This is a genomic window from Paenibacillus sedimenti, from assembly GCF_014534655.1.
GTDB lineage: Bacteria > Bacillota > Bacilli > Paenibacillales > NBRC-103111 > Paenibacillus_E > Paenibacillus_E sedimenti.
On record NZ_JACVVD010000001.1, the window covers coordinates 597,687 to 616,513 of the forward strand.

Annotated in this window: 17 protein-coding genes; 10 read left to right on the forward strand and 7 right to left on the reverse strand. The window is 47.0% G+C overall.

What is annotated here, in order from left to right:
• The first annotated feature begins 18 nt into the window (after nt 1-18).
• Nucleotides 19-1,650 carry a hypothetical protein gene (locus ICC18_RS02075; protein WP_188172716.1) on the forward strand — a complete coding sequence of 544 codons (1,632 nt, stop codon included), beginning with the start codon at nt 19-21 and terminating at the stop codon, nt 1,648-1,650.
• A 64-nt stretch (nt 1,651-1,714) separates the two neighbouring features.
• On the opposite strand, the gene ICC18_RS02080 is transcribed toward ICC18_RS02075, so the two are convergent.
• Nucleotides 1,715-2,200, reverse strand: coding sequence for a GNAT family N-acetyltransferase (locus tag ICC18_RS02080; RefSeq protein WP_223192252.1), 486 nt, complete (start codon nt 2,198-2,200; stop codon nt 1,715-1,717).
• Between the two features lie 194 nt (nt 2,201-2,394).
• Here ICC18_RS02080 and ICC18_RS02085 point away from each other — a divergent pair, with 194 nt between their 5' ends.
• Nucleotides 2,395-2,682: a late competence development ComFB family protein gene (locus ICC18_RS02085; RefSeq protein WP_188172717.1), complete on the forward strand. Its 288-nt coding sequence runs from the start codon at nt 2,395-2,397 to the stop codon at nt 2,680-2,682.
• A gap of 124 nt (nt 2,683-2,806) precedes the next feature.
• On the opposite strand, the gene ICC18_RS02090 is transcribed toward ICC18_RS02085, so the two are convergent.
• A complete protein-coding gene (locus ICC18_RS02090; RefSeq protein WP_188172718.1) occupies nt 2,807-3,367 on the reverse strand; it encodes a helix-turn-helix domain-containing protein in 561 nt (186 codons plus the stop codon).
• A 137-nt stretch (nt 3,368-3,504) separates the two neighbouring features.
• Here ICC18_RS02090 and tdh point away from each other — a divergent pair, with 137 nt between their 5' ends.
• The 3 genes from tdh to ICC18_RS02105 all read left to right on the forward strand — a co-directional run bounded on the left by tdh (nt 3,505) and on the right by ICC18_RS02105 (nt 6,940).
• On the forward strand, nt 3,505-4,545 hold the full coding sequence (tdh, locus tag ICC18_RS02095) for an L-threonine 3-dehydrogenase (protein ID WP_188173193.1): 1,041 nt from the start codon (nt 3,505-3,507) through the stop codon (nt 4,543-4,545).
• Between the two features lie 18 nt (nt 4,546-4,563).
• Entirely contained in the window at nt 4,564-5,742 is a 1,179-nt protein-coding gene (locus ICC18_RS02100) for a glycine C-acetyltransferase (protein ID WP_188172719.1), read from the forward strand.
• 433 nt (nt 5,743-6,175) lie between these two features.
• Nucleotides 6,176-6,940: an SDR family oxidoreductase gene (locus ICC18_RS02105; RefSeq protein ID WP_188172720.1), complete on the forward strand. Its 765-nt coding sequence runs from the start codon at nt 6,176-6,178 to the stop codon at nt 6,938-6,940.
• Here the strand turns inward: ICC18_RS02105 and ICC18_RS02110 are convergent.
• The 5 genes from ICC18_RS02110 to ICC18_RS02130 form a co-directional block, all read right to left on the reverse strand.
• A complete protein-coding gene (locus ICC18_RS02110; RefSeq protein WP_188173194.1) occupies nt 6,935-7,339 on the reverse strand; it encodes a divergent PAP2 family protein in 405 nt (134 codons plus the stop codon). The two genes, ICC18_RS02105 and ICC18_RS02110, sit on opposite strands and share 6 nt — an antisense overlap.
• Nucleotide 7,340: 1 nt before the next feature.
• Nucleotides 7,341-9,131 (reverse strand): hypothetical protein, encoded by a 1,791-nt coding sequence (locus ICC18_RS02115; protein ID WP_188172721.1) that lies wholly within the window; start codon nt 9,129-9,131, stop codon nt 7,341-7,343.
• Complete coding sequence (locus tag ICC18_RS02120) at nt 9,118-9,477, reverse strand: DMT family transporter (RefSeq protein ID WP_188172722.1); 360 nt, start codon at nt 9,475-9,477, stop codon at nt 9,118-9,120. The genes ICC18_RS02115 and ICC18_RS02120 overlap by 14 nt, the downstream gene beginning before the upstream one ends.
• 22 nt (nt 9,478-9,499) lie before the next feature.
• Nucleotides 9,500-10,414, reverse strand: coding sequence for a decaprenyl-phosphate phosphoribosyltransferase (locus ICC18_RS02125; protein WP_188172723.1), 915 nt, complete (start codon nt 10,412-10,414; stop codon nt 9,500-9,502).
• Nucleotides 10,415-10,563: 149 nt separating this feature from the next.
• Nucleotides 10,564-11,001 (reverse strand): DUF1259 domain-containing protein, encoded by a 438-nt coding sequence (locus ICC18_RS02130; RefSeq protein ID WP_188172724.1) that lies wholly within the window; start codon nt 10,999-11,001, stop codon nt 10,564-10,566.
• A gap of 190 nt (nt 11,002-11,191) precedes the next feature.
• Between ICC18_RS02130 and ICC18_RS02135 the strand changes: the two genes are divergently transcribed.
• The 5 genes from ICC18_RS02135 to ICC18_RS02155 all read left to right on the forward strand — a co-directional run bounded on the left by ICC18_RS02135 (nt 11,192) and on the right by ICC18_RS02155 (nt 18,817).
• The gene (locus ICC18_RS02135; RefSeq protein ID WP_188172725.1) at nt 11,192-12,841 is read left to right on the forward strand and encodes a GMC family oxidoreductase; all 1,650 of its coding nucleotides are present in this window, start codon (nt 11,192-11,194) and stop codon (nt 12,839-12,841) included.
• A gap of 66 nt (nt 12,842-12,907) precedes the next feature.
• A complete protein-coding gene (locus ICC18_RS02140; protein WP_223192253.1) occupies nt 12,908-13,672 on the forward strand; it encodes a hydroxypyruvate isomerase family protein in 765 nt (254 codons plus the stop codon).
• Nucleotides 13,673-14,013: 341 nt separating this feature from the next.
• Entirely contained in the window at nt 14,014-15,582 is a 1,569-nt protein-coding gene (gene pckA, locus ICC18_RS02145) for a phosphoenolpyruvate carboxykinase (ATP) (protein ID WP_188172726.1), read from the forward strand.
• 108 nt (nt 15,583-15,690) lie between these two features.
• On the forward strand, nt 15,691-16,995 hold the full coding sequence (locus tag ICC18_RS02150) for an ABC transporter substrate-binding protein (RefSeq protein ID WP_188172727.1): 1,305 nt from the start codon (nt 15,691-15,693) through the stop codon (nt 16,993-16,995).
• Between the two features lie 25 nt (nt 16,996-17,020).
• Nucleotides 17,021-18,817 (forward strand): sensor histidine kinase, encoded by a 1,797-nt coding sequence (locus ICC18_RS02155; protein ID WP_188172728.1) that lies wholly within the window; start codon nt 17,021-17,023, stop codon nt 18,815-18,817.
• The last annotated feature ends 10 nt before the right edge of the window (nt 18,818-18,827 follow it).

The window sequence follows — 18,827 nt, forward strand, 5'->3', positions numbered from 1 at the left end:
CTCAGAAGGAAACTACAAATGAAAAGTAAATTTTTAAGGAATATTTATACGTGCGTCCCCTTTTTAATCATCATTTTAATGATTGGAACGATTCACACATGGATGCTCGCTAAAGAGCAATCGAAACCGTATCCTGAACCGTTCGGTCGAGCTACGGCCCTGCCTCAACCGGCGACCGACGGGGGACCGGTGCAAATTGTCGGCGAAGGCGCCTTTGCCTACCGGTCAGGAAGCACCCTCATTTACATGAAGGTGAAGGAGGACGGACAGTATGTCTCAGAAACACGGCCCATACCGGATACTGAACTATTCAGTTCTTACAAGTTAACCGGAAACGAAGCTTTTTGGATCGGGAGCGGGAACAAACTGTACGCGAGTGAGTGGAGTCAAGGCGTTTGGTCGCCAAGGAAAGAACTGAGCGGAAGTGCGATAACAGGATTTCAAACCACGAGTGAACCAAATGGCAAAAGGGTGCTGCTCGCTTATAGCGAGCTGGAGCTATATGCGGGTATTTATAAAGCGGGAAGAGCTGTTAGCTGGTCGAAACTTGATATCCCGGGCATTAGCCGGGTACAAGGCGTTCTGGATAAAGACGGCAGCATAATCGTTGTCTACAGCGCGGGTAAGGATGGCATAGTTTCGATCGGTTATGCGAAACTGGAAGCGGACACGCTGCGGCCTCTACAGGAAGATAAGCTGAAGGATGTGGAGCTCGCTGCCTTCAACAAAATGGAGGAACTGGAGTTCAGCACATACGGAACATCGATGATAGCTGCTTATAGGATCAGTTCATCTAAATCGGGCAAAAGCTATCTGCGGATACTGTCCTTTCCGTTGGATCACCCGGTAACGGTGGAAGACCATGAATTGCAAATTCCGGTTACGGCATCCTCCTTATCAGATACGATTTTGCATCCGACATTTGCCAAGGCTCCATCCGGCGAGCTATCGCTTCTTGTTTCATCGGTTTACGAAAAGAATCGGCGTCTGACGAGTCAAGAAGTGTACCGGATAGGTTTCAAAGATGGTAAACCTACCGCTTCGATGCCGATAAGCCAGTCAGGCGGCTTTGCCGAGTATCCGGCGATGACGTTTATCGGAGAGAGTGCTCTTGTCGTATGGCTTGACCCGATGGGAGACGGGCAATTTCACTTGAATTATGCAACCGATCATCCTGCTTACAAAGAGAGAACGAGCAAGCTGACCACAGACGATATTCGTATTGCTGCCCAAACTTTACCGCTGTTATGGGGGATCGGACTGCTCACTGCGTTGCTCGGCTTAAAATGGATCGCTCTGCCCTGCTTGTATTTGTTCGCATTGATCGGATTCCGCCAGCATCATTACGATTCGCATCCCGGTTTCCACTTCGGTCTGTCTATCGGTATGTACCTGGCGGCTAAAGCGCTCTTTATTGGAGACTACCGTAAAGCTACGGCGCTGCAAGTTATGCCTCCTGCGTTACAGTCTCTTCTCGCGTATTTTGCAATTCTGACACTTTTCGCTGCCATTGCCTACGCAGTTACGAGAGTATGGAGAAGGGGTTTGGATGAGCGCAAGGTGGGATTAGAGTTTTTCTATTTTGTACTATTGGACGGTTTTATGACGAACTTATGGTTTTCATACTTTATGTCCCCGGCTGCACTTTAAACCAAAGCAGTCCAAAAGTAAGAACCTGTTGATGTACGACAGGTTCTTTTTATATGCAAACCAATTATTTCGGCAGATCAAGTTTCATCGTCCAGGATGTCCCCGACGTCCCAACCTTCGTGAACCCGAATCTTTCATACAAATGCAAAGCAGCGTTGGTGGGGTCCACGCTCAAGGAGATAGCTTGATATCCGTCGAGTCCAGCCTGTTCGATCAGCCTCCTTAATAGTTGGGATCCAATACCTTGACCTTTCGAGGAAGAGGAAACAGCGATTTCAATTTCCGGTGTTTGTTCGTCGATAAAACCATATCCCGGCTCATTGGCGGGAAACAGTCGATACCATCCGGCACCAACAGATATTTGATCGTCATCAACAGCAATAAACCCTCTATCTCCTGTTCTTCCCCAACCATACAAACAGCGTTTAACTTCCGGCTTACTGAGCAGCTCCTCTCTAGGAGGTTTGTTAACCGGAATATGAATCATCTCATAAAGCATTTCCCACATGAAATCTACGTCTTCCATTACAATCGGACGAATATTTACCATAGGATAACCACCTCTCTCAATTCAGAATTCGCGTTAGCGCATGCATGACCTAACACTTATTAAACATTTTCATGGTTCAATATGAGCATTACGGAGGATTGATATAAATCAGGCGTCATGGTTTAATAAGGATGACGATAGTGGATTTGGACACAATCTGAAACTATCTCTTTTGTAGAGGAGTCTGAACAAAAATGGGACTATATAATGCAGTAGAAACAATCGTCAGCAACATGTATGAAGAGTTTCAAAAAAGCTATGAACTTAAGTGCGAGTGCGAGCAATGCAAGGAAGACATTCTTGCTCTCGTTCTAAATCGTATACCTCCCAAATATACGTCGAGCGATAAGGGACAGCTGTTTATCAAAAGCCTTTATTTAAATCCGCAACTGCAGTCTGATGTCATGAGTGAGCTTATGCGAGCGGCTCTAATCGTCGAACACAATCAAAACCATGCGAGTGACAAGGTCAAGCAGCATTGATATTTGCCACAAATATGACACCTATTCGTCCGAATCGAATAATAAGCGAAGAATTGCCACAGAAGTCCGCTAAGAATGCCGTTCTTAGAGGGCTTTTTTTTATATTATGGACTTGGCGCCTCTCCTACGAAGACGGATAATAAATCAGCGTCTTACAGACCGCCTTCGTATCAGATAAGTTCGTATACGTATGCGGACGATCTGCCGAGAAGTGTATGGCATCGCCAACGTTCAGGATGTAGCTTTCCTGGGCGATCGTCAATTCAATTGTACCGGCTACCATTAAAATATACTCTTCGACGCCATTGTTATGGGGATCGGAGGCATGGGTGCAGCCGGATTCCATCTCAACCGTGTATACTTCGAAGTTTTTTTGCGGATGAAAGGGGAACAGAGGGTAGGCCCGGTACTGCCCATCCTCCTCTTCGAAGGGGGAGAGCTCCGCAGCCCGGACAACCGTAATTTTCGGTTCGTCGTCTTCAATCAGACTTGTGAATGATATTTGCAGTCCGCTCACGATTTTCCATAGCACCGAGATCGTCGGATTCGAATCACCGCGTTCAATTTGCCCCAGCATCGCCTTGCTGACGCCTGTCAGATCGGCGACTTGATCTAGACTTAATCCTCTGGTTTTGCGTATGTTCAATATCTTTCTGCCTACCATCTTGTGGATCGGTTCGTTCATAATGATTGCTCCTTTATTGCTGGATTCCGTTATAAAAAGTCTGTTTACAATATAACATACACTCGTGTAATATCATATACATAGATAGTAAAACGCACAAACGTATAATATAGTGCATTTGTAATGGGGGATGTATGATGAGCGCTGCTATGGTAGGGTTGGTCAAAGAGCACCGAGGACCCGGTGCCACCCTAAAAGAAGTTCCAATTCCGACATGCGGATCGGATGAGGTGCTGGTTAAGATTAAAGCAACATCAATTTGCGGAACGGACCTGCACATTTATAAATGGGATGCGTGGGCGGAAAAAACAGTTGTAACGCCCAACGTATTCGGACATGAGTTTGCAGGGATCGTCGTCGAGACCGGAGAACGGGTGACAGGGGTTAAAATCGGAGATCACGTATCCGCTGAAGGGCATATGGTGTGTGGAACTTGTAAAGCATGCCGAACCGGTAATGCGCATGTATGTCCTCATACAAAAAGCTTTGGAATTACGGCGCCGGGTTGCTTCGCCGAGTATGCGGTTGTGAAGGCCGGCAATATCATTCAAAACGATGAGAAATTGCCTTTTGAAATCGCTTGTCTCCAAGACCCGCTTGGCAATGCGGTTCAGACGGTTTTGTCGGGTGATATTGTGGGTAAGTCAGTTGCGATTATTGGCGTAGGACCAATTGGATTACTGGCGATTAAAGTTGCAAAAGCTTGTGGCGCTGGAACCATCTTTGCTGTTGACATTAATCCGAATCGCTTGGAGATGGCCGTGCAGATGGGAGCGGATGTAATTATCAACGCTATGGAAGCGCGTACATCTGATGCGTTGCGCGCTTTGACTGACGGTGAGGGCGTCGACGTGGTTCTTGAAATGTCCGGCAACCCCCAGGCAATCGTGGACGGATTTGAAGCTGCAGCTCATGCAGGGCGAATTTCTTTGCTCGGCATCCCGACGAGAGAGGTCAGTTTGGACGTGACTAATCATATTATTTTTAAAGGGTTGAAGGTTGAAGGAATAACGGGACGCAAGATGTACGAGACCTGGTACCAGATGAAAGGTTTGCTGAAACAGAAGCGAATTGATCTTGCATCGGTCATCACGCATAGATTCACGTTAGATCAATACGAGAAAGCTTTTCGATTAATGGATACCGGTCAATGCGGTAAAATTGTATTTATCCATTAAAATCAGGAGGCGGCTACTATGAACTATTTGAACGATTTGGCTGCGGATATCGATAGCTGGAAACGCGAAGGGCGATATCGGACGATCAAAGTATGGGAAAGCGGCTCCGATACATGGATGAATCTGAACGGAAGAAAAATTCTCCAGATGTCCTCTAATAACTATTTAGGATTAACTCATCATCCAGAGCTGAAGAAAGCGGCAATTGAGGCCATTGAAAAATACGGCGTAGGCAGCGGATCGGTCCGGACGATTACAGGGACGCTTGATATCCACAATGAACTGGAACTGGAGCTGGCCAAATTCAAAGGCACGGAAGCTGCGCTTGTATTCCAATCCGGCTTCACGACGAATCAAGGCGCACTTTCAGCGATACTTGGCGCTGATGATGTCGTGATCAGCGACGAATTGAACCATGCGAGTATCATTGACGGGATTCGACTGACCAAGGCGAGCCGTAAAATTTTCGCCCACAAAGACATGGATCAGCTGGAAGCAGTTCTGAAAGAAACGCAGCATCACCGCAAGCGCGTCGTTGTTACCGACGGTGTGTTCAGTATGGACGGGGATATCGCTCCGCTTCCCGATATTGTGCAATTGGCTGAAGCGTACGATGCCATCGTATATGTGGATGATGCCCATGCCAGCGGTGTGTTAGGTACGAACGGCAAAGGCTCGGCAGATCACTTCGGCCTGCATGGCAGAGTGCACATCCAGATCGGCACCTTATCCAAAGCGATCGGCGCTGTTGGCGGTTATGTGGCCGGCGCTCAGTTGCTGAAGGAGCATCTCATTCACTCGGCGCGGCCTTTCCTTTTCAGTACGTCGCAAGCGCCGGCGGTTGCAGCGACCTGCTTGGCCGCCATTCAAGTGCTGAAAGAGAGCTCGGATCTAGTCGCTAAGCTTTGGGACAATGCCAATGGGTTTCGAGCGGATCTGAAGCGGCTAGGCTTCGATACGGGAGCTAGCGAAACACCGATTATTCCGGTCATTATCGGCGACCCGGCGCAAACGATGCGCTTTTCCGACCGTCTACTGGAGGAAGGCATTTTCGCGCAAGGCATTGTCTATCCGACGGTAGCGATGGATAAAGGCCGCGTAAGACTCATCGTGACGGCGCAGCATACGAAGGACGATCTTGCTTTTGCTTTAAACAGCTTGCAGAAGGTCGGCCGGGAATTTGGGATTATTTCATAATAACGTGCTCAGAAGCGCAGTCCATCGGTCTTTCGGCTGATTGGGCTGCGCTTTTTTAGGGCCCACCGTTCGTTATTAACGACACTATGGGCGCTAAATCTAGCCAGAAATTCGTAAATTGGGGTATAGAGACCAAGTGGCGCTGATGAACGAACAATGTTCGTTACATAGAGAACTTTGGTCGCTGAAGCTATGATTTGGTGGTTACCCCAATAAAATAGCGTCAAGCAAGTACTCTAATAACGAACTTTGTTCTCAAGAGGAACGTCATTTACTCACTACCCCGCCGCCACACACGTATCTCAGCTGCCACTCCCATTTACATCCTATAGGAATGAGAGGGCAACAATTCTAAAGCCATCCTGTGATAAAACTATATCAAGAAGCACCGAAGAAATTGGGTGCTCTCGAAATTCACTAGGGAGATGATCATGTGAGTAAACTGCAAGGCAAAGTTGCATTAATTACAGGAGCAAGCCGGGGGATAGGTCGCGCTATCGCGGGGCGGCTGGCAGAAGAGGGTGCATTAGTTGCCGTTCATTACGGGAAAAACCGGGATGCTGCGGAAGAGGTGGTTCGCGAAATAGAAAAGAATGGCGGAGCTGCTTTCACGATCGGAGCGGATCTTGGATCATTAAGTGGTGTTGAAGCGCTTTACGCGTCATTTTCGGAGGCGCTGCAAGATCGCACCGGAAGCTCCGACTTCGATATTCTGGTGAACAACGCCGGCATACCGGTATTTGGATCTGTTGAAAATTTGACGGAGTCGTCGTTTGATGAAGCGATGGCAATCAATGTAAAAGCTCCGTTTTTCTTGATTCAACAAGCTTTACCACGATTGCGGGAGGATGGACGTATTATTAATCTTTCATCCGCAGTGACGAGAATAGCCATTCCCGACATTACCGCATACAGCATGACGAAAGGAGCCATTAACACCCTTACGCTCACCTTGGCCAAACAGCTTGGACCGAGAGGGATTACGGTCAATGCGATCCAACCAGGATTCATTGCCACAGACATGAATGCTGCATTACTGGAAAATCCGGAAGCTCGAAAGTTTGGTGCGGATTTTTCGATTTTTGGAAGATGGGGGCAGCCTGCGGATGTAGCGGACATTGCCGCTTTTCTTGCCTCTCCCGACGGCCGCTGGGTAACCGGTCAACTGATCGATGCCAGTGGCGGCTCACATCTATAATAGACTCAAGACATACCCGAGAAGACTTCCGAGGACTAAACCGCCTAATACTTCAATCCGATTATGGCCCATGCTCTCACGCAGCTTTGGGCCATTATTCATCTCTTGAAGCGCATTGATGCGTTCGGCGTGCCGGCCGACATGTCGGCGGAGACCCGTTGCGTCAATGATGACGATGAACGTGATCGCTGCCCCCAGGCCGAATAACGCGCTATCAAAGCCCTCGCGAAACCCGATCAGCATGACGGTGGTTGTCATAATCGTCGTGTGATTGCTGGGAAATCCGCCATTACCGATGCGCGCACGGGCATTCCCATAACGCAATTGATTGATGACGAATTTCAGTATCCCCGCACATAACCAGGCGAGAAAGGGGGCTATTGCATACATGGCATACATCTTATTCACTCTCCTGATTGTCACAGTAAAAGGCCTGAGTAAAAGCAAATGTCATAGGGTTTCGGCAGATAGGTTCCTTGCCCGCCGCGAGCGAATACGCGATTCCCCGTTCTTTTAAATGCACCATAGGGGATATAAATCCGTTCGGGTACACGGTAAGCTGTTTTCCGGTCAGGGCTGCAAACTGTTCTTGAACTTGCACGCTTTGTTTAATGTGTGTGTGGAATATAGCGTCTGCGGATTTCAACGCATTTGTGCCCATGATGATGAACAACAACAAGGCGATTCCTTGAACGAAACGTCGTTGTGACCACATACCCGCCATGGCAACAAGTAACGGTACGAGCCACAATTGGGGTACGTATCTGGCCCACCACGGCTCCGGATTAATAAATACAGTCGTTAACAATGCCAAAATGAGTAGAGTCGAGAACGCAGCTGTCCTCGGGCGGAAGATGCACACGAGTACCCACGTGAAAGCAGATCCGATCAGAATCCATGGCGAAAGAGGGCCAAAACCCGCAACCCGAGTATCGACGTTTACATGCTGAAAGTCTTCCCACGGGATAGGCCATAGCATCGCACGGGTAGCGTCCATCGGCGTGATGGCATCTACCGTTTTGGAAGTATACGAGAGCAGGAACGTTTTCAATCGGTTCTCCCCGATAAAATTGTGCGGAGAATTTAAAGTCATAATATCGATGGCGTTCTTCCCGGTAAGCGGATAAAAAGGATGCCCATAGTTCATGGCGTTAACAACATAGGGGTTCCATCCGAACACAACGAGACCGACTAACGCGCTGCCCATCAAAACAAGGATGGCGCGAAGCACAGGAGGCCGTTTCCAGGAATGAAAAAGTCTTTTTCCCAATGACCAACCGTTCGCACCGTCCTTCCTTAGTTCCAAAACGATCAGAGCAACGACAAGCCATGTGCAAATAAGTCCGGCATAGGCAATTGCCGTGAACTTAATATTGACCAGAATAACTACAGCTATTGCAGCTAAAGAAAGAGCTTTACGATCGTGACTCACCGCATAGCAGATGCATGCGCTTATCAACGTAAGCAATAGGCTGGCAATAGCGCCGTCGTTGTAGTTCGTAAGTAATTGGACAAGCGTCACCGGATTGCAAGCTGCGCATACAGCAAGGAGGAGAGCCATAAGGGGACGGAGGAAAACCGGCATGATTTGTTTTCGCTCCTGCACCTGCGGTTCATAAAGAGACCAGCATTTCAACAGAGTCCCAAAGGTAGCGCAGAAAGATGCAATCATCACAATAAGATTGACAGCTTTTCCTGATTCCAAATGACCGGTAAGCGTATAGATAGCGGCAGCCAGCACCCAGATGCCTTTGGGATAATGATTCACCCAGAGCGAATCGTGAAACTCAGGCTCGTAGATCGGATTCCAGCCATTATGAATGCTGAAAGCGGCTAACTGGTGATACCCTTGTCCATCGAAGGAAGTATCGTAGATAAGCCCCGAACCCCAAACGGCCAATAACAGGATCACGCAGACAGGCAACAGGGTGATCCCAAGTTTGCGCCAAAGAACCCGTTTTACCATCCTCCCCCATAGCAAGAGGCATCCTACAATTATTAAGAACACGGTTGATACCGTTAGAGGCTGAAAAGGAAAACGTGCTAGCAGAATCAAATATGCAGAGACATACAAAATCCCCAGACTTCCCATCAAGCCGAAAGAAACGGCCAGTCCCCATTCAGCCAAGCCGGCTATCAGATTCACGGAACGCGCAGGTTGGGCTGCAGGCGCAGTGCTAGGATTTGGCAAGGACAATCACTCCCATGATAATCATTAACAATCCTCCGATTTTCACCAGTGAAACCGTTTCTTTAAAAAGAAATACTGCCAATATAAACACAATAACATAACCGGCAGCCACCATCGGATAAGCCGCAGACAACTGAAGACGGGTTAAGCCGAATATCCAAAATACAGCTGATAAGCCGTAGCAAAACAATCCTGCGATGATATAAGGCTGCGTAAACATCGTCAGAAGCTTCGCAAAGAATGAAGTGGCGGCAGCCATATTCAACTTGGTTGCTCCTAGCTTCATCAGCACCTGCCCGACCGCACCGAGCAAAATCGAAGAAAAGACAAATATGTAAGCCTGCATCGGCACAGCTCCTTTCTTGAGATCAACCAAACAAGTGTAAAATAACGACGACGGAAATACCGAACAAAAGGGCGCAGGACAAGATGCCTTTATCTTCAAAAAGCAGCGCATCGGGCTTTCCGCCTTTGCCCAGAACGTGAATCAAATACAAATAACGGAAAATGCCGTAAATGACTAGCGGTATCGTCCACATCAAATAGATGGAATGCCCGGACATGAATGTGAACATGGAGTAGCACATAATCGCCATCGTCGTGACGATCATGGACATTTGATTCAGCAGCGGCTCCGAATACGAATCAAGCACTTTGCGGTGCGAGCCCTTGTTATTCTGAAGCAGCAGAAGTTCGTGGCGGCGTTTGCCGATAGCCAGAAATAAAGATAGAAGGAATACACAAAGCAGGAACCACGGTGTGAATATCAAACCGACGACAATACCCCCGCAGAGCGCCCGAATGACAAAACCCGAGGCCAAAATCATCAGATCGATAATCACGACATGCTTAAGCTTGATGGAATAAGCGACATTCATGACAAAGTAAAGAGTAAGCAGCAGCATGAACAAAGGATGCATCGTAAAGGCAACAATCAAGGAACTAACTAATAAGATTGCTCCTACAGTAAGCGCCAGTCCAGGATGAAGCGCTCCAGAAGCCATCGGACGCAAGCGTTTTTCAGGATGCAGCCGATCGGCTTCCCGATCCATAAAATCGTTCAAAATATAAACGCATCCCGATACAAAGGAAAAGAGGAAGAAGGCACCTACGCCAAGTTGCCAATTCATGACCTGATCATTATCGACGGAAAAAATAAGTGCGGCGAATACGAGCAAATTTTTACTCCATTGTTTGGGGCGAAGCTGCAAAAGCAAGAGTTTCACGGTTTCTACAAACGATGTTGAAGTTCTGGCGGGTAACGCATCGCGACTTGGAATCATTTCCATCAACTCCTTTTTTTACACCTTAATTGATATTTGTCATTGCAATATTAATTTTTCACTGATTTATTGTGGTGATTTTGTAAAGGAGTAATAAGAAAAAGCATGGTTCGATCAGCCATTATGCTGGTCGAGCCATGCTTTTACGATTATCTGGTTCTTTTTTTCAGAACAGTCGGTCTTACTATTCTTGTTGTCAATACATTGAGGGAATCACGCACGCCTCTTGCAAAATTTAACGGTCTGTCTACCTTTTCGAAATGGATGTACCACAGATTGGGATTTGTAAACAGCCAGTGGTTATGCAAAGCCGTTACTATCACTCCATGTCTGCGGAGCCGCGATATAAAAGGATTTATTTCTGCCGTTAAAATAACGGTTTCACCCAGGCATAAGGCTCTTCCATCGCGGCCGACACTTTCAAAAGAAAAAGCTTGAGGGATCGTCAGAAATGATCTTGAGTTTTTACCTAAGATGGTCGGTCTAATATTGTTTCTGACCGAAGAAGCCGTACAAACACCATTAATGATTTGCGGCTGGGCTCTTAGAATTGAAGCAAACTGTTGACAAAGCGGGCTTACTGCCATTGAACACTCCTCCATATCCATTAATCTATCCACATACTATGGAAGAGAACAATTTTAGGTAAGGGCTTAACATACGGATGATTCGTTTGTTTTTCCAGCAATCGTTATGATTTTTAAAATAGTTCGGCACACCGGACAAAACAGACTAATACGCTACAATAGCCCAACTCTACAATAAGGAGATCATTTAATGAATAATCTTAAAAAGAACGGCAGGAAACTCATTTTTGACTATATTGTAATTGGGACGGGTCCAGCCGGTTCCGTGATTGCAAAGATGCTTACGGATGATAAAAAGACTTCCGTTCTTGTCCTGGAAGCAGGGGAAAATAACGACAGAGATGAGCCGATTAGGGATTCTACATTTGCTCCCGAGCTTGAAGAAAGTTTTTTTCCGCAATACTTCTGGCAAGGAGAAGGAGTGCCGCAGGAAGAACTTGATGAGCGTACTTTTGAATGGACAACAGGGCGACTCTCAGGAGGCGGTTCTTCGATTAACGGCGAACAGTATGTACGGCCTACATCAGTAGTTTTTAGGGAGTGGGAACGGCTTCTAGGACCGCTTTGGTCGCCCGGACGGGCTATTCGCCATTTTAAAAGATTGGAGAAATATAACGGCGAGACCAATAACCCCGGTGCACACGGGTTTAAGGGCCGTATCCACATAAGGCAGGCTCCGGTAAATCCTACCGTCATGGCAGAGAAACTAGTTACAGCCATCGAACTAGCGACCGGATTCCAAGAGATTCTTGACTATAATGATCCTAAAACGCCCCTTGGTCCCTTTACCCGCTGGCAATTGTATCAGAAGCCAAACGGTCGCAGGGAAAGCGCCTCAACTGCCTTTCTCTCATCAGATATTATGACCTCAAACGGTCATGGTATAAAAGGACGAAAGTTGAGAGTTCTCTATAAATCTACAGTTCTTCGTGTGCTTTTTTCCAATAAACGCGCTGTTGGAGTGGAATTTCTCAAAGAGGGCAAGTGCATACGCGTTTTCGCTCGCAAGATGGTCATCGTTTCTGCAGGTATTAATAGCACCCAGCTTTTAATGCTGTCCGGAATAGGACCCGCTCAACTTCTTAGAAAAGCAGGAATTCCTGTTCTATTTAATAATCCGAATGTGGGTAAACACCTCAGAAATCACACACTTAATTTTGCGGTTTTTACGACCAATCCGAATGATAGAGCATTGCCTTCTGACGATCCAAATGCCCTTTACACTGGCGGTGCATTCTTGCCTAATCCGACACCCGGGGCGGATCCGAAACGCCGGGAGGTGCAGCTTGTTGGAATCGGCTCAAACAGTTCATTAGCTATCGCTATCATTTTCTTACGCCCCAGAAGCCGCGGGTCCATTAAAATACAGAATAACGATCCAATGAAAATTGTGCTAGCCGACGAGGGATTTCTTACGATTCCCGGCGATTTGGATACAGTCAAAAACATTTATAAAATTTATATAAGAAATATCGCAGAAGAGCTTGCGCGAATTGACCCTGCATATCGGCTCATGTCTCCAACGCCGGAGGTAATCGATGACGACACGCAGCTCGAGGAGTTTATCAAGCAAAATTTTGCACATAATCATCATCAACAAAGTTCACTTCGAATGGCCCCTCTACAAAGGGGAGGTGTTGTCGATCGCCGGGGACGGGTTCATGGAGTCAAAAACTTGGTAGTTGCCGATGCTTCCATTTTTCCATTTACCGTGGACGGTAATACGGCAGCCCCTGCATATCTCGTTGGTTATACAATTGCACGGCAATTACGATTAAGAAATAGATATTTTCGAACTCATAGAAACAAAAGTAAACGATATGGAGAGTATGAAGAATGAACGATAAAGCAATCTATCCGAATTTATGAGAAAATAGATGATGCAGGTAATCGTGCAGAAAGAGGGATGATGATGAAACTATCCGTTTGTGTAGATGCGCTGTTCCGAAATCAGGATTTTACTGAAAGCGTGAGGAAGATTAAGGCTGCCGGGTGCGATACGATTGAGTTTTGGACGTGGTGGGATAAGGATCTTGAAGCGGTGGGGCAAGCAGTGAGTGAAAATGGCGTATCGGTTGCGGCAATCTGTACGAGATTCATCAGTTTGGTAGATGTTTCGCATCGGGAAGCTTATATGCAAGGACTCAGAGAATCGATTGCAGTCGCTCAGCGGCTGAACTGTCATCAGTTAATTTCTCAAGTAGGTCAGGAATTAGAAGGGGTTTCTAGAGAAGAGCAGAAACAGTCGCTGATCGAAGGACTTCGAAACTGTGTTCCAATGCTTGAGCAGGCGGGCATCACGCTGCTTGTTGAGCCTCTAAATACGCGAGTTGACCACAAGGGCTACTTTTTGGCCTCATCGTCTGAAGCATTTGATATTATCAAGCAGGTTGGAAGCCCGCATGTCCGTGTCCTCTATGATATTTATCATCAGCAGATTACCGAAGGACATATTATGGCAACGATTAATAATAACATCAAGTGGATCGGCCATTTTCATGCGGCCGGGATCCCGGGCAGGCGGGAGCTGATTACCGGCGAACTAGCGTACGACCGCATTTTTCAGGCCATTAAAGCGACGGGTTATACCGGAGCCGTAGGTCTCGAATATTTCCCAGAAAATGATGCTGCTGAAGGAATCATGCAGGCGTTCGACCTTTCGACATCATAAACCGAGAGCTTGCGACACCCCTATTTAGCTATACTCCTGGATTTGGTTCCAATGAAGTGATTAAGAAAGTCGATCAAATCATCTCGCTTACCTTTCAATCGTCTAAAGACAAAGGGGTGTCATCTTAATCCCCCCTCAGATTTATATGGATATGATCGTTGAGAAACCTTTATCAGGTTTCTCTTTTTTTGATTCAATAATATGTCATATATAAAAGTTTTCAGCGATAAACATTCTTTTTATACCCGATTAATGATTTTTTATGTACAATAATCAAAAAATAATGTACACTAAATAACAAATGAAACATACTAATTATGGCGAAAAGGGTGAAACAGGGAATGAAAGCTAACGTTCAGCATGTTAAAGAAGGAAGCACTCATTATCAATTATCAGTCTCACAATTAGTTGAACTCGCATTGCAGAGAAAAGAAGGCGGGCTTTCGTCAACTGGAGCTCTCCAAGTATTCACAGGTGCATTTACAGGCCGCTCGCCTAAAGATAAATTTATCGTCAAAGAACCGTCCGTTATGGACAAAGTGGACTGGGGGGCTGTAAACCAGCCGATCTCGCGTCAGCAGTTTGATCTGCTGTATCAGAAGGCGCAGGACTACATGGCGGATAAGGAACTTTTCATCTTCGATGGATTTGCAGGAGCGGATTCTACCTATAGGCTGCCGATTCGTGTCGTGAATGAATATGCGTGGCATAACCTTTTCGTTAAACAACTGTTCATTCGCCCGACTACCGAAGAGCTACTGAAGCATAAAGCCGAGTTTACCGTCATCGCGCTTCCGGGTTTAAAAGCAGACCCTGCCGTTCATGGTACGAACTCCGAGACGTTCATTTGCATATCCTTCGAGAAAAAAATCGTTCTGATTGGCGGTACTGAATATGCAGGAGAGATGAAAAAATCAATTTTCAGCGTATTGAATTACTTGCTGCCAATTCGAGGGGCCCTCCCGATGCACTGCTCGGCAAACGTTGGCGTGGAAGGCGACGTAGCGCTGTTCTTCGGTCTATCGGGCACGGGGAAAACGACGCTATCAGCCGACCCGAACCGCCGGTTGATCGGGGATGACGAGCATGGTTGGACGGATTCCGGCGTGTACAATTTTGAAGGCGGCTGCTACGCCAAATGTGCTTACCTCTCTGAGGAGAAAGAACCGCAGATCTGGCAGGCAATCGGGTATGGCTCGGTCTTGGAAAATGTGGTGCTTGAGCCTGAAACGGCTAAGGCTGTCTATCATGATACGACGATTACGGAAAACACGCGCGCAGCCTATCCGATCGAAGCGATTTCGGGCGCTATGATACCGGGAACTGCCGGCCATCCAGGCGTCATCATTTTCTTAACGGCAGATGCTTTCGGGGTGCTGCCGCCGATCTCGAAGCTAACGAAAGAGCAGGCGATGTATCACTTCTTGTCCGGATACACCTCGAAGCTGGCGGGTACGGAAAGAGGGGTTACGGAGCCGGAGGCGACCTTCTCATCCTGCTTTGGAGCACCGTTTCTTCCACTTGCGCCAACCGTTTATGCACAAATGCTTGGCCAGAAAATTGATGAGCATGGCGTGAAGGTGTACCTTGTCAATACCGGGTGGACTGGAGGCCCGGTTGGCGTAGGCAAACGAATTCAATTAGCATATACTAGAGCGATGGTTACGGCAGCATTAAATGGAACCATAGAACAGGCGAATTTCAAGGCTGATCAGACATTCGGTCTTCAGTGCCCTGATTCTGTGGCTGGCGTACCGAGCGAAGTTCTGCAGCCCCGGAATACGTGGGAGGATCCGGCAGCATATGAGCGTGCGGCTTGGGATCTGGCCAACCGATTCATTCGAAATTTCAAGAAATTCACCGGCGTCGATGAACAAATTGTGATGGCAGGACCACGTTTGGAAGATTAGCAAGAAAATAAAAGCATGCTGCCGCGGCAGCATGCTTTTTCATATATTCTTTTGCCGCCAATGTCCGCTATAATAATTGTAACCGCTATCATGGAAGTGAGGGGAACTATGAAGCCATATAGGATTGCATTACTAGTATTGTTGCCGATCATCTTTTCAGCATGTCATTCGAAAACGTCGACATTAATGCCTTCGCAGGAGTCCAGAGCAGCCAAGCCGCAAACACTTACTTGGATTCATCATTTTGAAGAAGAGGGCGCCAGGAAATGGCTGGACACCGGAACGCAGCTGTTCGCGAAGAAGCATCCGGAGTATAGTTTCGGTCTGATGGGCGTTGACGGCGGTGCCTACATGAATCTGTTACGTGCCCGTGCCATATCTGACAATATGCCGGATATTTATATGCTCGATTCGATCAGCTATGCAAAAGATTTAATCCATACGGGGCATGCGATGGACTTAACCGGGCAGCCGTTTCTATCGCAAATCGACGAGAAATATTTGAACGGGGTGAAGACTGAGGATGGAAAAATATGGGCACTGCCAATTGATGTCAACGGCGTTGGCGTCATTTATAATAAGGACGCTTTTGCCAAAGCGGGCATCCGCACGGTTCCGTCGACCTGGTCTGCGTTTCTGGAGACTTGCGATAAGTTAAAAAAGGCGGGCATTATCCCGATCGCTGCCGGCTATAAGGATAGCTGGACTCTTTCTTGGGACATTGCCGGCGATCTGATGGCGAAACAGTTCATCAGCGGTCAAAATTGGATTTCCAACGTAGAGACAGGGAAAACCACTTTTGCAGACGACCAAGTTCATTTCAAGGATGTGCTGAAGCGCTTCGGAGAGCGACTAGCTTATATTAATGACAAGCCCTTCGAAACGGATTGGAATCAGGCTCAGCAAATGCTCGCCGAAGGGAAGGCTGGAATGATACTGAACGGAACATGGACCATTGATGGGGTGAAATCCAAAAATCCGGCAAGCAATCTCGGACTTTTTGCTTTTCCGAATTCCGAGAATCCGGAGGACGCCAAATTCGGTTTGAAATCAACCGGCGGGATCGTGATTAATCCTAATTCCCCGCATAAAGAAGCGGCGCTTCAAGTGCTCGAGCTATTCGCTTCGCAAGAAATGGGCAATGTGTTCCAAAAGGACAAGAAGGCGCTATCGGTCATTAAGGGCTTGCCGACCGATTTTGATCCCACTTACATTGAATTGGATCAGCAGTACATCAAAACCGAAAGAGTCTATGATTGGTCTCCATATACGAATGATTTTTCAAATCAAGACCTTTTCAGAACTTATATGGATGCGCTTACAAAATTTGTGATTGATCGGGACCACAATGTTGACCGGTGTATCCAAGAGCTGGACCAAGCTTTTGACCGGATACGCAAGCGGGCGAAATGACAAGTAAGCAAGGAGAGCTCCCATTATGATGACTAGCCCTTGGAAACTGAGTCGGATCAAAGACTATCGCATTCGGACAAAAATATTGTTATCCAATATGATTATTATTTTATTTATTACATTAGCGATCGGTGGAGTCGCCCTGTATGCATCCATTCAATTCATCGAATCCAATACGAAAGACCTCGCCGTACAGGTCATTCATCAAGTTTCAGATAACATTGAGAATCGGGCGAAAGAGGTGTTCACTTCATCGGTTTATGTGATGAGCGACAGCGCGATCCGGCAAATCGTCTCGGAGACAGGCGAAGCGGTAACTAACGAGAATTATCCGGCTTTTCGCAGCCGCATGGAGTATCTGCTTGCTCAATACGGTAATGGCAACCCCTATATGAATTCGATATTCATTCAAACGAAAGGGGGCAGGGTTTATTGGTGGGAAAACAAAAAAGGGCTCGATTATGCGCTTGACCAGAAAGCGGTTCAAGAGATTACGAATACAGGTTCCGCTTATTTGCGTGCGCATGGAAACAACAAAGGATGGGCGCCCTCTTTTCGGCAAAGGAAAGAAGTATTTCTCGTTCGGGATTTTGTGGATGTAAGCCAAATTGACCAAAGTTTGGGTACGATCATCTTCAGTGTCGATGCGGACTATTTCTTATCTTTGAGCACGAATAGTTCCATCATTCAGCCCAATAATATGGCCATTCTCAATCAAACAAACGAGCTGTTGGCAGGGGGAGAGACCGAGGAAGCGGATGATCTTATCAACAGTAGCTTAGCCTCCACCTTGCAAGATACTCAATCCTCAACGGCTTTCGCTCATAATGCCAAGGCGGATGGACATCTGCTTATTCAAGAACGAACGTCAACCCTTGGGTGGCGGGTGCTTTGTTTTATTCCTTTGTCCAATCTGCTTTCGGATACACGAGTGTTGGTGCTGGTCATTGTCCTTGTCTCCTTGATTGCTATTTTGATTTCAACAGGCATTGCGATACTGCTTTCTAACTCAACTACGCGCAATATTAAATTACTGGAGCAGACAATGCGCAAAGTGGAGGACGGTAATTTTGACGTTCGCATTGCCCCTCTCGGCCGGGATGAAATCGGCAGCTTATCTGTGAGATTTAATTTCATGGTCTCTCGTATTAACGATCTGATCAATACGGTTTATAAAGAGCGGATTGCCAAGCAGCAGGCCGAGTTCACGGTCTTGATGAGCCAAATTAACCCGCATTTTCTTTACAATACTTTGGGAACCGTCAAATGGTATGCCCGCATGCACAATCAGCCTGATATCGATCGTATGTTGACAGCTGTCATCGATTTGCTGAAGTATTCGGTCCGCCGTGCAGGGGAGTTTCATAGTCTGGAACAGGAAATCAACCATTTGCGAAACTATATCTTTATACAGAAAATCGGGTATGGCGAAGCTTTCCAGATGAAATACGAGGTTGACGATTCGGTATTAGCTTGTGAGGTGCCTTATTTTATCCTCCAACCGCTTGTGGAGAATGCTATTCTTCATGGAATTGAAATGTCCAAAGGCATCGGGGTCATTAATCTTCAGGCGTGGAAAGAGGAACACCAACTTGTTATCACCGTGGAAGATAACGGGGTCGGCATGGATGCCGGGCAAATCACCCGTATTCTGAACGGGGAAAACCGTAAACAAGCTATGCCTGGGGTAACCAGCATAGGTATTCGCAATGTGAACGAAAGGATGCACTTATACTACGGGGAGAGGTATGGTTTAAGCTACGAAAGTGTTCCGGGGCAAGGGACGAAAGCGATTTTGCGTTTGCCATATAAAAGCTCTTAGGAGGACCGGA

Bases quoted from the DNA above. Each gene is read 5' to 3' on its own strand.
- ICC18_RS02075 (WP_188172716.1), top strand. From the start codon at position 19: ATGAAAAGTAAATTTTTAAGGAATATTTATACGTGCGTCCCCTTTTTA.
- ICC18_RS02080 (WP_223192252.1), bottom strand. From the start codon at position 2,200: ATGGTAAATATTCGTCCGATTGTAATGGAAGACGTAGATTTCATGTGG.
- ICC18_RS02085 (WP_188172717.1), top strand. From the start codon at position 2,395: ATGGGACTATATAATGCAGTAGAAACAATCGTCAGCAACATGTATGAA.
- ICC18_RS02090 (WP_188172718.1), bottom strand. From the start codon at position 3,367: ATGAACGAACCGATCCACAAGATGGTAGGCAGAAAGATATTGAACATA.
- tdh (WP_188173193.1), top strand. From the start codon at position 3,505: ATGAGCGCTGCTATGGTAGGGTTGGTCAAAGAGCACCGAGGACCCGGT.
- ICC18_RS02100 (WP_188172719.1), top strand. From the start codon at position 4,564: ATGAACTATTTGAACGATTTGGCTGCGGATATCGATAGCTGGAAACGC.
- ICC18_RS02110 (WP_188173194.1), bottom strand. From the start codon at position 7,339: ATGTATGCCATGTATGCAATAGCCCCCTTTCTCGCCTGGTTATGTGCG.
- ICC18_RS02120 (WP_188172722.1), bottom strand. From the start codon at position 9,477: ATGCAGGCTTACATATTTGTCTTTTCTTCGATTTTGCTCGGTGCGGTC.
- ICC18_RS02125 (WP_188172723.1), bottom strand. From the start codon at position 10,414: ATGATTCCAAGTCGCGATGCGTTACCCGCCAGAACTTCAACATCGTTT.
- ICC18_RS02130 (WP_188172724.1), bottom strand. From the start codon at position 11,001: ATGGCAGTAAGCCCGCTTTGTCAACAGTTTGCTTCAATTCTAAGAGCC.
- ICC18_RS02135 (WP_188172725.1), top strand. From the start codon at position 11,192: ATGAATAATCTTAAAAAGAACGGCAGGAAACTCATTTTTGACTATATT.
- ICC18_RS02140 (WP_223192253.1), top strand. From the start codon at position 12,908: ATGATGATGAAACTATCCGTTTGTGTAGATGCGCTGTTCCGAAATCAG.
- pckA (WP_188172726.1), top strand. From the start codon at position 14,014: ATGAAAGCTAACGTTCAGCATGTTAAAGAAGGAAGCACTCATTATCAA.
- ICC18_RS02150 (WP_188172727.1), top strand. From the start codon at position 15,691: ATGAAGCCATATAGGATTGCATTACTAGTATTGTTGCCGATCATCTTT.
- ICC18_RS02155 (WP_188172728.1), top strand. From the start codon at position 17,021: ATGATGACTAGCCCTTGGAAACTGAGTCGGATCAAAGACTATCGCATT.